Origin of the sequence: Mycobacterium ostraviense (assembly GCF_002705925.1) — a bacterium.
Lineage (GTDB): Bacteria > Actinomycetota > Actinomycetes > Mycobacteriales > Mycobacteriaceae > Mycobacterium > Mycobacterium ostraviense.
Genome location: NZ_NKRE01000001.1, coordinates 789,026 through 805,184 on the forward strand (window position 1 = coordinate 789,026; position 16,159 = coordinate 805,184).

The 16,159-nt window shown below is 66.6% G+C and carries 22 protein-coding genes; 13 read left to right on the plus strand and 9 right to left on the minus strand.

Annotated elements, in window-relative coordinates; translation table 11 throughout:
* The first annotated feature begins 22 nt into the window (after positions 1 to 22).
* Together CDN38_RS03510 and CDN38_RS03515 are read left to right on the plus strand one after the other, a co-directional pair.
* Positions 23 to 706, plus strand: coding sequence for a potassium channel family protein (locus CDN38_RS03510; protein WP_082277174.1), 684 nt, complete (start codon positions 23 to 25; stop codon positions 704 to 706).
* Between the two features lie 64 nt (positions 707 to 770).
* Positions 771 to 1,463: a potassium channel family protein gene (locus CDN38_RS03515; protein WP_075511254.1), complete on the plus strand. Its 693-nt coding sequence runs from the start codon at positions 771 to 773 to the stop codon at positions 1,461 to 1,463.
* A 79-nt stretch (positions 1,464 to 1,542) separates the two neighbouring features.
* Here CDN38_RS03515 and CDN38_RS03520 read toward each other — a convergent pair whose 3' ends face one another.
* Both CDN38_RS03520 and CDN38_RS03525 read right to left on the minus strand, forming a co-directional pair.
* Entirely contained in the window at positions 1,543 to 2,214 is a 672-nt protein-coding gene (locus tag CDN38_RS03520) for a DUF3159 domain-containing protein (protein ID WP_075511222.1), read from the minus strand.
* Positions 2,215 to 2,281: 67 nt separating this feature from the next.
* Entirely contained in the window at positions 2,282 to 2,650 is a 369-nt protein-coding gene (locus CDN38_RS03525) for an OB-fold nucleic acid binding domain-containing protein (protein ID WP_075511221.1), read from the minus strand.
* 167 nt (positions 2,651 to 2,817) lie between these two features.
* Here CDN38_RS03525 and CDN38_RS03530 point away from each other — a divergent pair, with 167 nt between their 5' ends.
* Positions 2,818 to 3,516, plus strand: a complete 699-nt coding sequence (locus CDN38_RS03530) for an alpha/beta fold hydrolase (RefSeq protein ID WP_075511220.1) — start codon at positions 2,818 to 2,820, stop codon at positions 3,514 to 3,516.
* A 24-nt stretch (positions 3,517 to 3,540) separates the two neighbouring features.
* On the opposite strand, the gene CDN38_RS03535 is transcribed toward CDN38_RS03530, so the two are convergent.
* On the minus strand, positions 3,541 to 4,290 hold the full coding sequence (locus CDN38_RS03535; RefSeq protein ID WP_075511219.1) for a DUF3710 domain-containing protein: 750 nt from the start codon (positions 4,288 to 4,290) through the stop codon (positions 3,541 to 3,543).
* Complete coding sequence (dut, locus tag CDN38_RS03540; protein WP_075511218.1) at positions 4,290 to 4,754, minus strand: dUTP diphosphatase; 465 nt, start codon at positions 4,752 to 4,754, stop codon at positions 4,290 to 4,292. The genes CDN38_RS03535 and dut overlap by 1 nt, the downstream gene beginning before the upstream one ends.
* Before the next feature lie 25 nt (positions 4,755 to 4,779).
* Between dut and CDN38_RS03545 the strand changes: the two genes are divergently transcribed.
* Positions 4,780 to 5,256 (plus strand): DUF3093 domain-containing protein, encoded by a 477-nt coding sequence (locus CDN38_RS03545; RefSeq protein ID WP_075511217.1) that lies wholly within the window; start codon positions 4,780 to 4,782, stop codon positions 5,254 to 5,256.
* A 4-nt stretch (positions 5,257 to 5,260) separates the two neighbouring features.
* Here the strand turns inward: CDN38_RS03545 and CDN38_RS03550 are convergent, their stop codons facing one another.
* A complete protein-coding gene (locus tag CDN38_RS03550; protein WP_023372621.1) occupies positions 5,261 to 5,563 on the minus strand; it encodes a DUF4193 domain-containing protein in 303 nt (100 codons plus the stop codon).
* A 186-nt stretch (positions 5,564 to 5,749) separates the two neighbouring features.
* Between CDN38_RS03550 and cei the strand changes: the two genes are divergently transcribed.
* Entirely contained in the window at positions 5,750 to 6,403 is a 654-nt protein-coding gene (gene cei, locus CDN38_RS03555; RefSeq protein WP_075511216.1) for an envelope integrity protein Cei, read from the plus strand.
* Positions 6,404 to 6,408: 5 nt separating this feature from the next.
* Here the strand turns inward: cei and CDN38_RS03560 are convergent, their stop codons facing one another.
* Positions 6,409 to 7,278, minus strand: coding sequence for an inositol monophosphatase family protein (locus tag CDN38_RS03560; RefSeq protein ID WP_099318776.1), 870 nt, complete (start codon positions 7,276 to 7,278; stop codon positions 6,409 to 6,411).
* 175 nt (positions 7,279 to 7,453) lie between these two features.
* Here CDN38_RS03560 and ppgK point away from each other — a divergent pair, with 175 nt between their 5' ends.
* The 3 genes from ppgK to CDN38_RS03575 all read left to right on the plus strand — a co-directional run bounded on the left by ppgK (position 7,454) and on the right by CDN38_RS03575 (position 10,704).
* Complete coding sequence (gene ppgK, locus CDN38_RS03565; protein WP_075511214.1) at positions 7,454 to 8,248, plus strand: polyphosphate--glucose phosphotransferase; 795 nt, start codon at positions 7,454 to 7,456, stop codon at positions 8,246 to 8,248.
* Between the two features lie 178 nt (positions 8,249 to 8,426).
* The gene (locus CDN38_RS03570) at positions 8,427 to 9,995 is read left to right on the plus strand and encodes an RNA polymerase sigma factor (RefSeq protein WP_075511253.1); all 1,569 of its coding nucleotides are present in this window, start codon (positions 8,427 to 8,429) and stop codon (positions 9,993 to 9,995) included.
* A gap of 292 nt (positions 9,996 to 10,287) precedes the next feature.
* Complete coding sequence (locus tag CDN38_RS03575) at positions 10,288 to 10,704, plus strand: RidA family protein (RefSeq protein WP_075511213.1); 417 nt, start codon at positions 10,288 to 10,290, stop codon at positions 10,702 to 10,704.
* Here CDN38_RS03575 and CDN38_RS03580 read toward each other — a convergent pair.
* Positions 10,644 to 11,012, minus strand: coding sequence for a DUF952 domain-containing protein (locus CDN38_RS03580; protein WP_075511212.1), 369 nt, complete (start codon positions 11,010 to 11,012; stop codon positions 10,644 to 10,646). The genes CDN38_RS03575 and CDN38_RS03580 overlap by 61 nt on opposite strands.
* Positions 11,013 to 11,138: 126 nt before the next feature.
* On the opposite strand from CDN38_RS03580, the gene CDN38_RS03585 reads away from it, so the two are divergent.
* A complete protein-coding gene (locus CDN38_RS03585; protein ID WP_075511211.1) occupies positions 11,139 to 11,324 on the plus strand; it encodes a DUF7455 domain-containing protein in 186 nt (61 codons plus the stop codon).
* 75 nt (positions 11,325 to 11,399) lie between these two features.
* Complete coding sequence (locus tag CDN38_RS03590) at positions 11,400 to 12,332, plus strand: YihY/virulence factor BrkB family protein (RefSeq protein ID WP_075511252.1); 933 nt, start codon at positions 11,400 to 11,402, stop codon at positions 12,330 to 12,332.
* A gap of 49 nt (positions 12,333 to 12,381) precedes the next feature.
* Here CDN38_RS03590 and CDN38_RS03595 read toward each other — a convergent pair whose 3' ends face one another.
* Positions 12,382 to 12,621, minus strand: a complete 240-nt coding sequence (locus CDN38_RS03595; RefSeq protein ID WP_075511210.1) for a DUF3039 domain-containing protein — start codon at positions 12,619 to 12,621, stop codon at positions 12,382 to 12,384.
* Positions 12,622 to 12,666: 45 nt separating this feature from the next.
* Between CDN38_RS03595 and CDN38_RS03600 the strand changes: the two genes are divergently transcribed.
* The 3 genes from CDN38_RS03600 to ideR all read left to right on the plus strand — a co-directional run bounded on the left by CDN38_RS03600 (position 12,667) and on the right by ideR (position 15,042).
* Positions 12,667 to 13,092 (plus strand): DUF3099 domain-containing protein, encoded by a 426-nt coding sequence (locus CDN38_RS03600; RefSeq protein ID WP_082277173.1) that lies wholly within the window; start codon positions 12,667 to 12,669, stop codon positions 13,090 to 13,092.
* A 151-nt stretch (positions 13,093 to 13,243) separates the two neighbouring features.
* Entirely contained in the window at positions 13,244 to 14,203 is a 960-nt protein-coding gene (gene sigB, locus CDN38_RS03605) for a sigma-70 family RNA polymerase sigma factor SigB (protein WP_075511208.1), read from the plus strand.
* 146 nt (positions 14,204 to 14,349) lie between these two features.
* Entirely contained in the window at positions 14,350 to 15,042 is a 693-nt protein-coding gene (gene ideR / locus CDN38_RS03610; protein ID WP_023372597.1) for an iron-dependent transcriptional regulator IdeR, read from the plus strand.
* On the opposite strand, the gene CDN38_RS03615 is transcribed toward ideR, so the two are convergent.
* On the minus strand, positions 15,043 to 16,119 hold the full coding sequence (locus CDN38_RS03615; RefSeq protein ID WP_099318778.1) for a DUF4192 domain-containing protein: 1,077 nt from the start codon (positions 16,117 to 16,119) through the stop codon (positions 15,043 to 15,045).
* Positions 16,120 to 16,159 lie beyond the last annotated feature (40 nt).

Consider the following 16,159-nt stretch of genomic DNA (forward strand, 5'->3'; position numbering starts at 1 on the left):
GCTACAGCCGAGAGGACGTCACGTGCGAGTGGTAGTGATGGGGTGCGGCCGGGTCGGCTCGTCGGTGGCCGACGCGCTGTCCCGCATCGGCCACGACGTCGCGGTCATCGACCGCGACAGCACCGCCTTCAACCGGCTCAGCCCCGAGTTTGCCGGCGAGCGGGTGCTTGGCCAAGGATTCGACCGAGATGTGCTGCTGCGTGCAGGCATCGAAGGCGCCGACGCATTCGCTGCGGTGTCCTCCGGAGACAACTCCAACATCATCTCGGCACGGTTGGCCCGGGAAACCTTCGGTGTGCCGCGGGTGGTCGCGCGCATCTACGACGCCAAGCGCGCCGAGGTCTACGAACGCCTGGGTATCCCCACGATCGCCACGGTGCCCTGGACCACCGACCGGCTGCTCAACGCGCTGCTCCGCGAAACTGAGACCGCCAAGTGGCGCGATCCCACCGGTACCGTCGCCGTCGCCGAGGTCATCTTGCACGAGGAATGGATCGGGCACCGGGTCACCGACTTGGAGCAGGCCACCGGCGCCCGGGCGGCGTTCCTGATCCGATTCGGAACCGGGGTGCTGCCCGAGCCGAAGACGATACTGCAGGCCGGCGACCAGGTCTACGTCGCCGCCATCTCCGGCCGGGCGGCCGAGGCGGTAGCCATTGCGGCCCTGCCGCCCAGTGAGGACCTCGAGTCAGGGCCGCGCAAATGAACCGCGCCGTCGACGAAGACACCGGCTCGGCCGGGGTTCGAGCCGGGGTTAAGGGGTGGCGCAGATGAAGGTAGTCGTCGCCGGGGCCGGCGCCGTCGGCCGCTCAGTCACCCGTGAGCTCATCGGTAATGGGCACGACGTGACCCTGATCGAGCGCAACCGCGACCACCTCGACCCCGACGCCATCCCGACCGCGCATTGGCAATTGGGCGATGCTTGCGAGCTGAGCCTGCTGGAGTCGGTGCACCTCGAGGATTTCGATGTCGTGGTCGCCGCTACCGGCGACGACAAGGTCAACGTGGTACTCAGCCTGCTGGCCAAGACCGAATTCGCGGTGCCGCGGGTGGTGGCCCGGGTCAACGATCCCCGCAACGAGTGGCTGTTCACCGACGCCTGGGGCGTTGACGTGGCGGTGTCCACTCCGCGAATGCTGGCCTCGCTGATCGAGGAGGCCGTCGCCGTCGGCGACCTGGTACGGCTGATGGAATTCCGCAAGGGCCAGGCAAACCTGGTGGAGATCACGCTGCCCGACGACACACCCTGGGGCGGCAAGCCCGTACGCAAGCTGCAATTACCGCGGGATGCGGTACTGGTCACGATCCTGCGCGGACCGCGAGTCATCGTGCCGCAAGCCGATGAGCCGCTGGAAGGCGGCGACGAATTGCTGTTCGTCGCGGTCACCGAGGCAGAGGAGGAGCTGAGCCGGCTGCTGCTGCCGCCAACCTCACCGGCGGGTGAGCCCGGTCCTCGAGCCTGAGCGGTAGCACTCCCGGCGTGCCCGTCCATTGAGAGCCGTCACCATACGGTCAACGCCCTGGGCGCACACCCGCAAGTCGCTAGAGCTCGCGACCGGCGTCGGTATCGATTTCCGGCATCCCCGCCACCGCAGGCCCTTCGAGGAGCGGCATCGCCCGCTGAGCGGCCTTTATCGCGGCGTACGTCGCCAGCGCCGCCATCGCGGTGAGCGGCCAGCCCATCCCGATGCGCGCGACGCCCAGCCAGCCGGTCTTGTCGGCATCGTAGAGAAGCCGCTGGACGATGAAGCGAGCGGCGAACACCAGCGTCCAACCCAGCGTGGCGATGTCGAACGCGTAGCGGGCGCGGGGTACGTCGCGCCAGCCGCGGTCCCGCCCGGTGGCCCAGCTCCAGAGGACACCGACTGCGGGCCGGCGAATCACCACCGACAGGGCGAAAATCACCGCCCATAGCAACGACATCCAAATGCCCAACAAGAAATAGCCCTTGGACTGACCCACCAGGTAGGCGATCAGGGCACACACGGCGACCCCGAAGAACCCGGAAACGGCGGGCTGGGCGGATTCCCGCCGAATCAGCCGCAATAGCAATACCAATGCGGCCACGCCCACGGCAGACGCAATTGCGGGCAGCAATCCGGCCACACTGGACACCACGACGAAGACGACCACCGGCAACGACGAATAGACCAGACCACTGACGCCACCGGCCTGCGCCAGCAGGCGCTCTGCGCTGATGCGGTGAGTACTCATGTCGAGGCCGCTGCAGCTAGCCGGCTCGAGACGGTGTACCCCAGACAAACCCGGATACCGGAAATGGTCACCGCTGAATTTCGTAGTGCGGGTTGTAGATGGCCTTGCTCCCGTTTTCGAGCTTGCCCAGCCGCCCGCGTACCCGCAGCGTGCGCCCGGAGTCGATGCCGGGGATCCGCCGCTGGCCCAACCACACCAGCGTCACGGTGTCGCTACCGTCGAACAACTCGGCGCGAACACCACCGGCGCAACCCTTGCCGTTGGTTTCCACACTGCGCAGCGTGCCGACCATAGTGACCTCCTGACCACGCTGGCAGTCGATGACGCGCTGCGCGCCGGTAGTGAGGACTTCATCCGACAATTCTTCGACGTCGCGCTGCTGGGGATCTTCCGTCAACCGACGGGTCAGCCGGCGCAGATAACCTTGGGCGCCCATGGCCTCTCCTGACACTCCAACGTCGTAACGGAAGCTCTTCGTGCGATCAGCATTCCATCTATGCCAACGGTCACCGTAGACCTGTTGGTTCCCGTCCGCCACACGTATCGATGCACCGGGCTCGGAGTACCCGCAATGGCGGAGCACTATCAAGGCACTATCAAGGAATGCCAGTCGATTTTCGCGGAGTCACGGCCGTGGTGTTGCCCGGAACCGGTTCCGACGACGACTACGTCTACCGGGCGTTTTCCGGCCCCCTGCACGGGCTCGGCGCGGCGCTGCTGACACCTGCGCCACGACCAGAGCACTTGATCTCCGGGTACCTGGCCGCACTGGACGACGCCGCGCGCACCGGTCCGGTCGCGGTCGGCGGCATCTCGATCGGAGCCGCCGTTGCCGTAGCGTGGGCGCTGGCCCATCCCGACCGGACCGTGGCCGTCCTGGCCGCATTACCTGCGTGGACGGGCCCGCCCGAATCAGCCCCGGCCGCCCACGCGGCGCGATACACGGCCTCACAGCTGCGCCGTGACGGCCTGGCGACGACGACGACGCAGATGCGGGCATCCAGCCCCGCATGGTTGGCCGACGAGCTGGCCCGGTCCTGGCGGGTTCAATGGCCGCAATTGCCCGACGCCATGGAGGAAGCCGCAGCCTATATCGCGCCTGGCCGCAGCGACCTGGAGCGGCTTTCTGCGCCGTTAGGGGTCGCTGCCGCCGTCGATGACCCGATTCACCCGCTGCAGGTGGGCATTGACTGGGTGACCGCCGCGCCGCATGCCGCACTACGGACGGTGACTCTGGATGAGATCGGCGCGGATCCCGCCGCACTGGGAGCCGCCTGCCTGGCAGCGCTGGCCGAGACCTAGAACGCCTCGTAGAACCGCCAAACCCTAGCCGCTGGTGCTGCTGCGCAACTGCTGCATCGCCGACCCGCCGGCACCGCGTCGCGCCGCCGGATTGGATTGCTCCTGCTCCTGCGCCTGTGCCTGGGCGGCCGCGGCCTCGCGCAGCTGCTCCACCATCGGCTCGGGCAACCGCACCGGCAACGGGGTACGTACCGGCAGGGGGGTGTCTCCGCGGCGGACAACGGTGTCCGCCAACGCCTCGCGAGCCTCATCGGTCAACGCATCGATCGTCTCGTGCGGGCCGTTGACCACACACCGGATCATCCAGCGGTAGCCGTCGACACCGATGAAACGCACCACGCCGGAGGCCGTACCGATCACCTCCCGACCCCACGGGCCGTCTTTGATGGAAACCTGAGCGGAGTCCTTGCGCAGCGAGTCGGCGAGCTCGCCGGCCACCTCACGCCATAGGCCGGCGGACTTCGGCGCCGCGTAGGCCGCGATGGTGAAGCGGCCGTTGGGCGTGACGATCCAGACCGCGCTCGGGACGCCGTTCTCGGTCAGTTCGACCTGCACCTGGCCTGCCGTCGGCATCGGGATCAACACCGAACCCAGGTCGAGTCTGGCCAACTCCGCGACCGAGGGGTCGTCGAAGTCTTCGATGTCGAACGGGCCCACCAACTCGTCGCCGTCGTCGGCCAGTTCGGATGCCTTCGGCGCAGCGGCCACCGGTGCTTCCGGCTCGGCCGAACTCGATCCGCTGTCCCGGTTGCGTGTGCGTCTACCGAATGCCATCACAAACTCGCATGTCCGCCGGAGGAGCCGTGGCCACCATCGCCACGGGAAGTCTCGGCCAGCCCGGCCTCGTCGAACGACGCGACCTCGACCAGCTCGACTAACTCGACCCGCTGCACCAGCAGCTGGGCAATACGGTCACCTCGATGCACCACGATCGGCGTGGCGGGGTCGAGGTTGATCAGCGCGACCTTGATCTCGCCACGGTAGCCCGCGTCGATGGTGCCGGGGCTGTTGACGATCGAAAGCCCCACCCGGGAGGCCAAGCCCGAGCGCGGATGGACGAGACCCACCATCCCGAACGGGATGGCGACCGCAACGCCCGTCGGCACCAGGGCACGCTGACCAGGGGCCAGCTGCACGTCTTGCGCACTATAGAGATCTACCCCCGCGTCGCCGTGATGAGCGCGGCTGGGCAGCGGCAGCCCGGGGTCGAGACGGACAACGGCCAGACTGGTCGACACGGGGCCACAGACTACTCTTGACCGAATGTCGGGTACGCGCGTCGCGCCGCACAGTGTGCGATACCGCGAACGACTATGGGTGCCGTGGTGGTGGTGGCCGCTGGGGTTTGCGGCGGCGGCGCTCATCGCTTTCGAAGTCAACATGGGTATCGCCGCCCTGCCCGACTGGTCGCCGTTCGCGACGTTGTTCGCCGTCGCGGCCGGCACGCTGCTATGGCTGGGCCGGGTGGAGATCCGAGTCACAGCCGACCAGACCGGCGTCGAGCTGTGGGCCGGCGCGGCGCACCTGCCGGTCACCGCGGTCTCCCGATCGGCCGAAGTGGCCCGCACCGCCAAGTCAGCGGCACTGGGCCGACAGCTCGACCCGGCAGCGTTCGTCCTGCATCGCGCATGGGTCGGCCCGTTGGTTCTGCTGGTGCTCGACGACCCCGAGGACCCCACCCCGTACTGGCTGGTGAGCTGCCGTCACCCCGAGCGGGTGCTGTCGGCATTACGCGGCTGACCGATCACGCCGCGCAGTCGGTACAGATCATCACGCCGTTCTTCTCGCTGGCCAGTCGACTGCGGTGTTGCACCAGGAAGCAGCTCGAGCAGGTGAACTCGTCTGCCTGCTTCGGGATGACACGCACCGACAGCTCTTCACCGGACAAGTCGGCGCCAGGCAGCTCGAATGACTCGGCGGACTCGGACTCATCCACGTCGACCACGGCCGACGCCGCCTCGTTCCGTCGAGCTTTCAGCTCCTCCAGCGAATCCTCCGACACATCGTCGGCCTCGGTGCGCCGTGGAGCGTCATAGTCGGTAGGCATTATTCCGTCCCCTCGCATGCCCTCTCATAAGTTCAAGCATCGCTTTGTACCAGCGTCGAACGCATCCACCAAACGATTCGTGCCCAGAACTCGGCTCAATCAACTGTGATTTACGTCACACCACCTTAGGCGCCCTCGCGATCGGCCCTCAACGCGGCAATCCAGGCGCCGGACTACAGTGCACGTGTGGTCGCACAAATCACCGAGGGCACCGCCTTTGACAAGCACGGTCGGCCATTTCGGCGGCGCAATCCCCGCCCCGCAATCGTGGCCGTGATCCTGCTGGCGATCGCGACGGCAGTGGCGTGGACGCTGGCCCTGACCCGCCCGACGAATGTCCGCGAGGCTGCGACGTGCAACCCCCCGCCACAGCCGACCGGGTCGACGGCGCCGCCCAGGCTCGGTGAGCCGGTGTCGCGAACCGAAATGACCGACGTCGCCCCCGCCAAACTCAGCGAGACCAAAGTGCGCGTCCTCAACGCCAGCGGACGGGGCGGTCAAGCCGGCGACATCGCTGGGGCCATGCAGGATCTCGGTTTCGCCCAGCCGACGGCCGCCAACGACCCGGTCTATGCCGGTACCCGGCTGACCTGCCAGGGCCAGATCCGGTTCGGCACCGCAGGTCAAGCCGCGGCCGCCGCGGTATGGCTGGTGGCGCCGTGTACCGAGCTGTTCCACGACAGCCGTGCCGACGACTCGGTCGACCTCGTCCTCGGCACCGACTTCACCACGCTGGCCCACAACGACGACATCGACGCCGTACTCGCGAGCCTGCGGCCCGGTGCCACCGAGCCGACCGATCCCACGCTCGTGGCCAAGATCCACGCAAGCAGTTGCTGAGCAGCTCAGTCCGGGATCGGCTCGAGAGCATCGAATCGCGTCAGCACCGCCAACAGCTCGTCGGCAATGCCGGGCGCGGCGGCCAGCACCAAGCCCCCTTCCGGGGCATCCGCGGCGGGCAATAGCACCCTGGCTCCCGCCTCGGCAGCTATCAGGGCACCCGCCGCGCGGTCCCACACCTGCAGCCCGTGCTCGTAGTAAGCATCCAGCTGGCCGGCGGCGACCATGCACAAGTCCAACGCCGCAGAACCGATCCGGCGCACGTCTCGAACCACCGGCAGCATCCGGGCCAGCAGCGCTGCCTGGGTAGCGCGGCGCCGCGTTGAGTACCCGAAGCCGGTGCCCAACAGGGCCATCGACAAATTGTCGACATCGGTGCAGCGCAACTGACGAATCCCGTGCCGGTCGGTGACATGGGCGCCTAGCCCTGCCGCAGCCGAATACACCCTGCCGCCGACGACATCAGCGACCGCGCCGGCCACCGACACGCCGCCGACTTGGGCTCCGACCGACACCGCGTAGGCCGGAATGCTGTAGACGAAGTTCACGGTGCCGTCGATGGGGTCCAGCACCCAAGTCACGGCGTCGGCCGCCGCGGCCGTCGAGTCTGCCGGACCCCCGCCCTCCTCCCCCAAAATCGGGTCACCGGGCCGAAGCTGAGCCAGCCGCTCGCGCAGCAGCCGCTCGGTATCGGTGTCGACGACGGTCACCGGGTCGGTCGGGGTGGTCTTGGTCCGCACCGCGGCGCCGCTGTCAGTGGCCGGATGCAGACCGAATATCTCGGCGCGCCGACCACGCACGAACTCGGCCGCCTCCGCGGCGAGAGTCTCGGCCACCGAACGCAGCCGCGCGGGCTCGTTGTCGGATCGTGTCACCGCTCTATCGCATCACAGTCGCCCGGACCCGCCCGCGTCGCCGGGCCTAGCCACATTCGCCCGGCTCCTCAACAGGCAAAGCCCGCACCGTCGCCGGGGCCGAGCCAGAATGCCCGGTCTCGACAAGCACGCGGGCTAAGGTATTCGGACACCCATGTCTCGCCGAGGAGAACCGATGACCAGCGCCGACCCCCCATCCCACATCGCCGGTGCCACGCAGCAGCGTCGCGGCTTCGGCATCGATGTCGGTGGCAGCGGCATCAAGGGCGGAATTGTCGACCTGGACACCGGCCAGCTGATCGGGGACCGGATCAAGCTGCTGACTCCCCAGCCGGCCACGCCGTCAGCGGTCGCCAAGACCATCGCCGAGGTGGTCCACGGCTTCGGCTGGACCGGCCCACTCGGGGTGACCTACCCCGGCGTGGTCACGCACGGCATCGCCCAGACGGCGGCCAATGTGGACAAGTCATGGATCGGGACCAACGCTAGCGAAATCATCGGCACCGAGCTGGGCGGTCAAGAGGTAACAGTTCTCAACGACGCCGATGCGGCCGGGCTTGCCGAAGAACGCTATGGAGCCGGCAAGGACAACTCGGGGCTGGTCATCCTGCTCACCTTCGGAACCGGCATCGGGTCTGCGGTCATCCACAACGGCAAGCTGATACCCAACACCGAGTTCGGGCATCTCGAGGTCGGGGGTAAGGAGGCCGAGCAGCGGGCCGCGTCGTCGGTCAAGGAAAGGAAAGACTGGAGCTACGAAAAGTGGGCCAAGCAGGTGACGCGGGTTCTGGTCGCTATCGAGAACGCGATGTGGCCCGACCTGTTCATCGCCGGCGGCGGCATCAGCCGCAAAGCCGACAAATGGGTGCATCTGCTGGAAAATCGCACCCCTGTAGTGCCGGCAACCCTGCAGAACGCCGCCGGGATAGTCGGCGCAGCAATGGCGTCCACCAGGGATGTGACCCACTGATTTTTCCCGCTCGGGCAGTACGGGCGCGCAGTGAAGTTACAATGGTCGTCGGCGACCGCCCGACCGATAGAGCGCGAGTTTTCACGCCGATATCAACGCCGACATTCGACATAGCAGACACTTTCGGTTCAGCACGCCCAGACTCATACCGGAAGCGAGTACCACCGAAGGGGTGTATGTGGCAGCGACCAGGGCCAGTCAGGCGACCGGTGAGCCGGTGAAGCGCACCGCCACCAAGTCCCCGGCCAAAGCCGGCGCCAAGCGACCGGCGGCAAAGACAGCCAATGGCGCTACCCCCGCGAAGCGGGCCACCAAGGCGGCGGGCCGGTCCACAAAGGCCGCCGATGCCGCCAGCGACGCCGAGACCACCGCTCCGAAGAAAAGCCGTACCGCGGCAAAAGCCGCAAAGGCCCCGCCCCGTGACGCCGACACGTTCGGCGAGACACTCGAAGGCGCGGCCACGGACCCGGCCGTTGCGCTCGATGCCGCCGAAGACCTCGACGATGAGCCAGACCTTGACGTCGACCCCGTCGAGGACCTCGATCTGGAGGCCGGTCTCGGCCTTGACGACCTGGAAGACGACGTGGAAGACGACGTGGAAGGCGACGTCGTCGCCGCCGTCGTCGACGACGGCGACCTCGATCCCACCGACGTCGAGGACACCAACGAGGTTGAATCTCCAGCTGTTGCAGCGCCCGGGAGCGCCGTCGATGACGAGGAGGAGATCGCCGAGCCCACCGAGAAGGACAAGGCCTCAGGCGATTTCGTATGGGACGAGGACGAGTCGGAAGCGTTGCGCCAAGCGCGCAAAGACGCCGAACTCACCGCCTCCGCGGACTCGGTTCGCGCCTACCTCAAGCAGATCGGCAAGGTGGCGCTGCTCAACGCCGAGGAAGAGGTCGAGCTGGCCAAACGGATCGAGGCCGGCCTCTACGCCACGCAGCTGATGGCGGAGATGGCAGAGCGCGGCGAGAAGCTGCCCGCCGCGCAACGTCGCGACATGATGTGGATTTGCCGCGACGGCGATCGCGCGAAAAACCATCTGCTGGAGGCCAACTTGCGGCTGGTGGTTTCACTGGCCAAGCGCTACACCGGGCGCGGGATGGCGTTCCTGGACTTGATCCAGGAAGGCAACCTGGGCTTGATCCGGGCGGTGGAGAAGTTCGACTACACCAAGGGTTACAAGTTCTCCACCTACGCGACCTGGTGGATCCGCCAAGCCATCACCCGCGCCATGGCCGACCAGGCCCGGACCATCCGTATCCCGGTGCACATGGTCGAGGTGATCAACAAGCTCGGCCGAATCCAGCGTGAGCTCCTGCAGGACCTGGGCCGCGAGCCCACCCCCGAGGAACTGGCCAAAGAGATGGACATCACCCCGGAGAAGGTGCTCGAGATCCAGCAATACGCCCGGGAGCCGATCTCGTTGGACCAGACCATCGGCGACGAGGGCGACAGCCAGCTGGGCGACTTCATCGAGGACAGCGAAGCGGTGGTGGCCGTGGACGCGGTGTCGTTCACGCTGCTGCAAGACCAGCTGCAGTCGGTCCTGGACACGCTGTCCGAGCGCGAGGCCGGCGTGGTACGGCTGCGCTTCGGCCTCACCGACGGCCAGCCGCGCACCCTCGACGAGATCGGCCAGGTATACGGCGTGACCCGGGAGCGCATCCGGCAGATCGAGTCCAAGACCATGTCGAAATTGCGCCACCCCAGCCGCTCGCAAGTCCTGCGCGACTACCTGGACTGAGCGAACCCGCCGGCGCAGCGGGACCCTTCGGTTTTCGCTTAAGTCTCGTCGGCAAGTTGATCCCGAGTCTGGTGCAGACCGGGCGCGGCCGGGTCGTCGCCTTGGTGCTGCAGCCTTTCGAGGATCTCCCACATTTCGTCTGACGAAACCGGTTGGGTCCGTGTAAAAGTCGTGACGACCGTGGCCGCCTTCCAGAAGCACGCCTCGGTACGGCATGCTTGGCGACGACCGGAACGCCAGCTGCCCGCACCCAACGGCCGCGCATCGGCCGCCGCCGTCGTACTGTCACGGCATGTCAGCAACCCGCAGGTGTATCTCCTCCGGATCCGACTTCGAATCGGCCGTTGGCTATTCGCGCGCGGTGCGCGTTGGCCCGCATGTGGCAGTGGCCGGCACCACCGGCAGCGGCAGCGATATCGCCGCGCAGACCAGAGACGCCCTGCGCCGCATCGAGGCCGCACTCGGACAAGCTGGCGCGAGGCTCACCGACGTGGTCCGCACCCGCATATACGTGACCGATATTTCCCGCTGGCGGGAGGTCGGCGATATCCATGCCGAGGTTTTCGGCGGAATCCGACCCGCGGCGACCATGGTCGAGGTTTCAGCGCTGATCGCGCCCGGCCTGCTGGTGGAGATCGAGGCCGACGCCTACCTGGATGCCCGAGGTTCCGGAATCGGCGGGAAGGTGCCGTCCGCCGCCGGGGGGTAGGCGGCGACGCTGATCACCGCCCGCGCCGGAAGCTCGCCGTACAGGTGCGGGAACAGCATCCAGTCCGGATCCGCTACCGTTCCCGGCTCCCAACGCACGGGCGAATCGAGCGCCGCCGGGTCGATGTACAGCAGGACCATGTCACCACGGCCGTGGAAGAGCCGATTGGCCGGCAGATGTATCTGCTCAGGCGTCGACAGATGGATGAACCCGGTAGCCGATCCAGGACGGAAGCCGCCGCGGCGGCGGGCGGACGACCATTCGGAGGCCGCACACATATGCACCAACACCGCCGGAGTGGACGACATACTAGCCAGCTTGCCCGACTCATCATCCCGAAATCCGTGAGAAAGGACACACTTGATGCCACCCGGGGAACAAGGCGAAAACGGGGAACGTCTGAGACAGTGAACTTACCTAGATATGGAGAGGTCATGAACGCAACGTTGACCAGTCCTGAGCTGACTAGAGCCGACCGCTGCGACCGCTGTGGCGCAGCAGCGCGGGTCCGCGCCAAGCTGCCTTCCGGTGCCGAACTTCTCTTCTGCCAGCACCACGCCAACAAGCACGAAGCCAAACTGATCGAGCTGTCGGCCGTGCTGGAGGTCAGTGGAAACTAGGTTCGCCGAAACTCGCTCCCCTCAAGTCGGGTCCAATGTGCCACGTGTGACCGATCTTCGGTAATGCTGGACCGGATGAGCGACCAAACGCCAAAACCGTCCCGCCACCACATCTGGCGAATCAGCCTTCGGACGCTCTCCAAGAGTTGGGACGACTCGATCTTCTCCGAGTCAGCGCAAGCAGGTTTTTGGTCGGCGCTGTCCCTTCCGCCCTTGCTTTTGGGAATGCTGGGCAGCCTGGCCTACGTGGCTCCGCTATTCGGTCAGGACACCTTGCCCGCGATCGAAAAAACCATCATTGCCACCGCCCACAGCTTCTTCTCACCCAGTGTGGTCAACGAGATCATCGAGCCGACCATCCGCGACATCACCGCCAACGCGCGCGGCGAAGTGGTGTCGCTGGGTTTCTTGATCTCATTGTGGGCAGGATCGTCGGCAATCTCTTCCTACGTCGACGCCGTGGTGGAGGCGCACGACCAAACTCCGCTGCGCCATCCGGTGCGGCAGCGGTTCTTCGCGCTGTTCCTGTACGTGGTGATGCTGGTGTTCCTGGTGGCCGCCGCGCCGGTGGCGGTGGTGGGCCCGCGGAAGGTGAGCGACCATATTCCGGCCAACTTGGCCAATGTCCTGCACTATGGCTACTACCCGGGACTGATCGCGGGCCTGACGGTCGGGGTGATCATCCTTTACCGCGTCGCTCTGCCGGTACCGCTGCCGACACACCGACTGGTCATTGGCGCAGTGCTGGCTACCGCGGTGTTCCTGATCGCGACGCTGGGTCTACGGTTCTATCTCAGGTGGATCACCAGTACGGGCTATACCTACGGCGCGCTGTCCACGCCCATCGCTTTCCTGTTGTTCGCGTTCTTCGGTGGTTTCGCGATCATGATCGGAGCCGAACTCAACGCGGCGATCCAAGAGGAATGGCCGGCGCCGGCCACACACGCACATCGGCTGCGCAACTGGCTGAGGACCCGCACCGCCGCCATCACGGGAACGGCCGACTAGGCGTCGGACTGGGCGGGGCAGGCCACGACGGCGCAGCCTCCGCGCCAATTCAGCCCTTCTTGAGCGTCTCGTAGATCCGCTTGCAGTCCGGGCACACCGGCGAACCCGGCTTGGGTGCCCGGGTCACGGGAAATACCTCACCGCATAACGCCACCACATGGCTTCCCAGCACCGCGCTCTCGGCGATCTTGTCCTTCTTGACGTAGTGGAAGTACTTCGGGATATCGCTGCCGGTCCCGTCGTCGACGCGTTCCTCGGTGTCGGTGCGTTCGATCGTCTGCGTCTGCATACCAGACATTGTGCCCCCTGACTCGCTCCTGCCGGAATCGACTGGATGTGGGAGAGTAGAGAAATGAAGCGCGGCTTCGAGCTGAGTTTCGACGACTTCGACGAGCGAGGCCGCCCGGTACTGATCACCGCCGCCGCACCGTCCTACGAGGAACAGCACCGAGCGCGGGTACGCAAGTATTTGACCTTGATGGCGTTCCGCATTCCGGCGCTCATCCTGGCCGCCGTCGCATACGGGGCCTGGCACAACGGTCTTGTCTCGCTACTGATCGTGGCTGTCTCGATTCCGTTACCGTGGATGGCCGTGCTCATCGCCAACGACAGACCGCCCCGCAGCGCCGATGAGCCCCGGCGATTCGACGATGCCCGACGGCGCACTCCGCTGTTTCCGACGGCCAAGCGTCCGGCGCTGGAGCCTCGGCGAGACCCTGTGCCCCAATCGGACCCCCCGGACTTGTCCAATCGCGGTTAAACCGGCTGCCGCGGCGCACTTCTCAGGACATTCTCAGGTCGCTGGCAACATTTCGGCACGTCACGGTGTGTGAGATGACAGCGCGGCGGGAACTCTGTGGGCGAGCCTGTCGTTAAACCCCGTGACAGGACAAGCCGATCGGGAGGGCGCTATGGCACATGCCACCACAAGCCGGGCTGACAGCGATCTGGATGCTCAAAGCCCCGCAGCGGACTTGGTGCGCGTATATCTGAACGGCATCGGCAAGACGGCGTTGCTCAACGCCGCCGATGAAGTTGAGCTGGCCAAGCGCATCGAAGCCGGGCTGTATGCCGAGTATCTGCTCGAAACCCGAAAGCGGTTGGGCGAGAACCGGAAACGCGAATTGGCGGCCGTGGTACGCGACGGCCAGGCAGCGCGCCGTCACCTCCTCGAGGCCAACCTACGGCTGGTGGTGTCACTGGCCAAGCGCTACACGGGCCGCGGAATGCCGCTGCTCGACCTCATCCAGGAGGGCAACCTGGGCTTGATCCGCGCGATGGAGAAGTTCGACTACACAAAGGGATTCAAGTTCTCGACGTATGCCACCTGGTGGATCCGCCAAGCCATCACCCGTGGCATGGCCGACCAGAGCCGCACCATCCGTCTGCCCGTTCACCTGGTCGAGCAGGTCAACAAGCTGGCGCGAATCAAGCGGGAGATGCACCAGAACCTGGGCCGGGAAGCCACCGACGAGGAACTCGCCGAAGAGTCCGGCATTCCGGTCGACAAGATCAACGACCTGCTCGAACACAGCCGGGACCCGGTGAGCCTGGACATGCCGGTCGGCTCTGAGGAAGAGGCGCCGCTGGGTGACTTCATCGAGGACGCCGAAGCCATGTCCGCGGAGAACGCGGTCATCGCCGAACTGCTGCACACGGATATTCGCAGTGTGCTCGCCACCCTCGACGAGCGTGAGCACCAGGTGATCCGGCTGCGCTTCGGCCTGGACGACGGTCAGCCGCGCACGCTGGATCAAATCGGCAAGCTGTTCGGTCTGTCCCGCGAGCGCGTGCGCCAGATCGAGCGGGACGTGATGTGCAAGTTGCGCCATGGCGAACGCGCCGACCGGCTGCGGTCATACGCCAGTTGAGGCCCCGCCCGAAGATAGATTGAGAAGCCTGGTACAAGACAGTGTGCCCGCCGCGATGAGCGGCGGGCACACTGCTGTCGGGGGCGTTTTGGGCCAACCACATGTGCAGCTGGCCAAGTAGACTCGGCGGCAACGGAGGATGCTGAATGAACGACTTGGTTGATACCACCGAGATGTACTTGCGGACGATCTACGACCTCGAGGAAGAGGGCGTGACACCGCTGCGCGCCCGGATAGCCGAACGCCTGGAGCAGAGCGGGCCGACTGTCAGCCAAACCGTTTCCCGGATGGAGCGGGACGGATTGCTTCGGGTGGCCGGGGATCGCCACCTCGAACTCACCGACAAAGGCCGGGCGCTGGCGATCGCGGTGATGCGCAAGCACCGCCTCGCCGAACGACTCCTCGTCGACGTCATCGGGTTGCCGTGGGAAGAGGTGCACGCCGAGGCATGCCGGTGGGAGCACGTGATGAGCGAGGATGTCGAGCGTCGGCTGGTCAAGGTGCTGAACAACCCGACGACGTCACCGTTCGGCAATCCGATTCCGGGCTTGCTGGACCTGGGCGTGGGCCCGGAATTCGGCGCCGAAGACGCCAACCTGGTGCGGCTGACCGAGCTGCCGGCCGGTCCGCCGGTGGCAGTAGTCGTTCGCCAGCTCACCGAGCATGTTCAAGGCGACATCGACTTGATCACGCGGCTCAAGGACGCCGGCGTCGTGCCGAACGCCCGAGTGACGGTCGAAACCAGTCCGGGAGGCGGCGTGACCATCGTCATTCCGGGGCATGAGAACGTCACCCTGCCGCACGCGATGGCGCACGCCGTCAAGGTCGAGAAGGTCTGACTACCCCGCCCATCGGCCGGATTGACCGAATGGGCCGAACACCCGTCGCGGCGGTAGCCGCACGCCGAGTTGCCGAGCCAACCGATAGCCGGTGGTCGCGAGTTCCCGGATGTGCTCCGGCCGAAGCCCGGACTGTAACGCCGTGTCCAGCATGCCGGCCATCCGATGACTGGGCGAGCAGCGCAGCGCGGCCTCCAGGGACAACCCGGCCAGCGGACCGTCTCCGCGGGCGTAGGCACTGAACGCCAGCAACACCAGCGCCTCCACCCGCCAGGGCTCGGGCAGCGCACGGGCCAGGACTGCCCACAACGACTCGGCCGGACCGGAATTCTCACCGACGGCGAGGGCATAGAGCGTGTCGCGCACCCGCACGTCGGTAAGCGCACAGCCCAACTGGGCCAGCTCCACGTCCGATAGCGGTTGCCCGTCGGCCACCCGCTCGGCAGCGGCCATCGCCTTCTCCACGTCGCGACGGCTACAGCCCAAGGGGTCGGCACGCTGGGCGATCTCACGCTCGGCCGCCTCTCGCTTCACGACGGCGGCCAGCGTGTCGGTGCGCGCCCGGTCGTCAGCCGCGACGACGGCCTCGAGGTCGGCACGTCGCGGGTACAGCCGCCGACCGTCGAGCACCGCCGCCACCGCCAGCGGCGACGCCACCGGGTCGTCGATGACGCCACCCGAACCGCAGCCGTCGACGCAATGCCAGCGTCCGCCGACCGCGATGCGGTCGACCACGTGGGCCGCCCAGAGCACGATGTCACGCTGCGCCAGTGCCTCGGTCAGCGCATCGCACACCCGCCGGTACTCGTCGCTGCATCCCGGACACTGCGCTCCCTCCGCGTCGACGATCACCGCGATCGCGGCCTCGGGGTCCGCCGCGGCGGCAACCTCCGCGACCTGCTCGACCCGGTGGCCAAGGTCCTCCGACAGGTCAACGCGCATCACCGATCCCAGTTCACCGTCGGCCACCGAGACCAGGACCAGCGATTTTTCTGGCACGAAGCCGAGGATGGCCGGCAGCGCGGCGATCAGGGCGCCGGGGCGATTCAGTTCAAAGTCAGGTCGATGCTTCGTCATAGGCACCAACGCTGACGACCGGCACCGTCAACCGGTGCGC

What these genes read in the sequence shown, in the direction of transcription:
- CDN38_RS03515 (WP_075511254.1), top strand. Translation starts at nt 771, where the DNA reads ATGAAGGTAGTCGTCGCCGGGGCCGGCGCCGTCGGCCGCTCAGTCACC.
- CDN38_RS03520 (WP_075511222.1), bottom strand. Translation starts at nt 2,214, where the DNA reads ATGAGTACTCACCGCATCAGCGCAGAGCGCCTGCTGGCGCAGGCCGGT.
- CDN38_RS03525 (WP_075511221.1), bottom strand. Translation starts at nt 2,650, where the DNA reads ATGGGCGCCCAAGGTTATCTGCGCCGGCTGACCCGTCGGTTGACGGAA.
- CDN38_RS03530 (WP_075511220.1), top strand. Translation starts at nt 2,818, where the DNA reads ATGCCAGTCGATTTTCGCGGAGTCACGGCCGTGGTGTTGCCCGGAACC.
- CDN38_RS03535 (WP_075511219.1), bottom strand. Translation starts at nt 4,290, where the DNA reads ATGGCATTCGGTAGACGCACACGCAACCGGGACAGCGGATCGAGTTCG.
- CDN38_RS03545 (WP_075511217.1), top strand. Translation starts at nt 4,780, where the DNA reads ATGTCGGGTACGCGCGTCGCGCCGCACAGTGTGCGATACCGCGAACGA.
- CDN38_RS03550 (WP_023372621.1), bottom strand. Translation starts at nt 5,563, where the DNA reads ATGCCTACCGACTATGACGCTCCACGGCGCACCGAGGCCGACGATGTG.
- ppgK (WP_075511214.1), top strand. Translation starts at nt 7,454, where the DNA reads ATGACCAGCGCCGACCCCCCATCCCACATCGCCGGTGCCACGCAGCAG.
- CDN38_RS03575 (WP_075511213.1), top strand. Translation starts at nt 10,288, where the DNA reads ATGTCAGCAACCCGCAGGTGTATCTCCTCCGGATCCGACTTCGAATCG.
- CDN38_RS03580 (WP_075511212.1), bottom strand. Translation starts at nt 11,012, where the DNA reads ATGTCGTCCACTCCGGCGGTGTTGGTGCATATGTGTGCGGCCTCCGAA.
- CDN38_RS03585 (WP_075511211.1), top strand. Translation starts at nt 11,139, where the DNA reads ATGAACGCAACGTTGACCAGTCCTGAGCTGACTAGAGCCGACCGCTGC.
- CDN38_RS03590 (WP_075511252.1), top strand. Translation starts at nt 11,400, where the DNA reads ATGAGCGACCAAACGCCAAAACCGTCCCGCCACCACATCTGGCGAATC.
- CDN38_RS03595 (WP_075511210.1), bottom strand. Translation starts at nt 12,621, where the DNA reads ATGCAGACGCAGACGATCGAACGCACCGACACCGAGGAACGCGTCGAC.
- CDN38_RS03600 (WP_082277173.1), top strand. Translation starts at nt 12,667, where the DNA reads ATGTGGGAGAGTAGAGAAATGAAGCGCGGCTTCGAGCTGAGTTTCGAC.
- sigB (WP_075511208.1), top strand. Translation starts at nt 13,244, where the DNA reads ATGGCACATGCCACCACAAGCCGGGCTGACAGCGATCTGGATGCTCAA.
- ideR (WP_023372597.1), top strand. Translation starts at nt 14,350, where the DNA reads ATGAACGACTTGGTTGATACCACCGAGATGTACTTGCGGACGATCTAC.
- CDN38_RS03615 (WP_099318778.1), bottom strand. Translation starts at nt 16,119, where the DNA reads ATGACGAAGCATCGACCTGACTTTGAACTGAATCGCCCCGGCGCCCTG.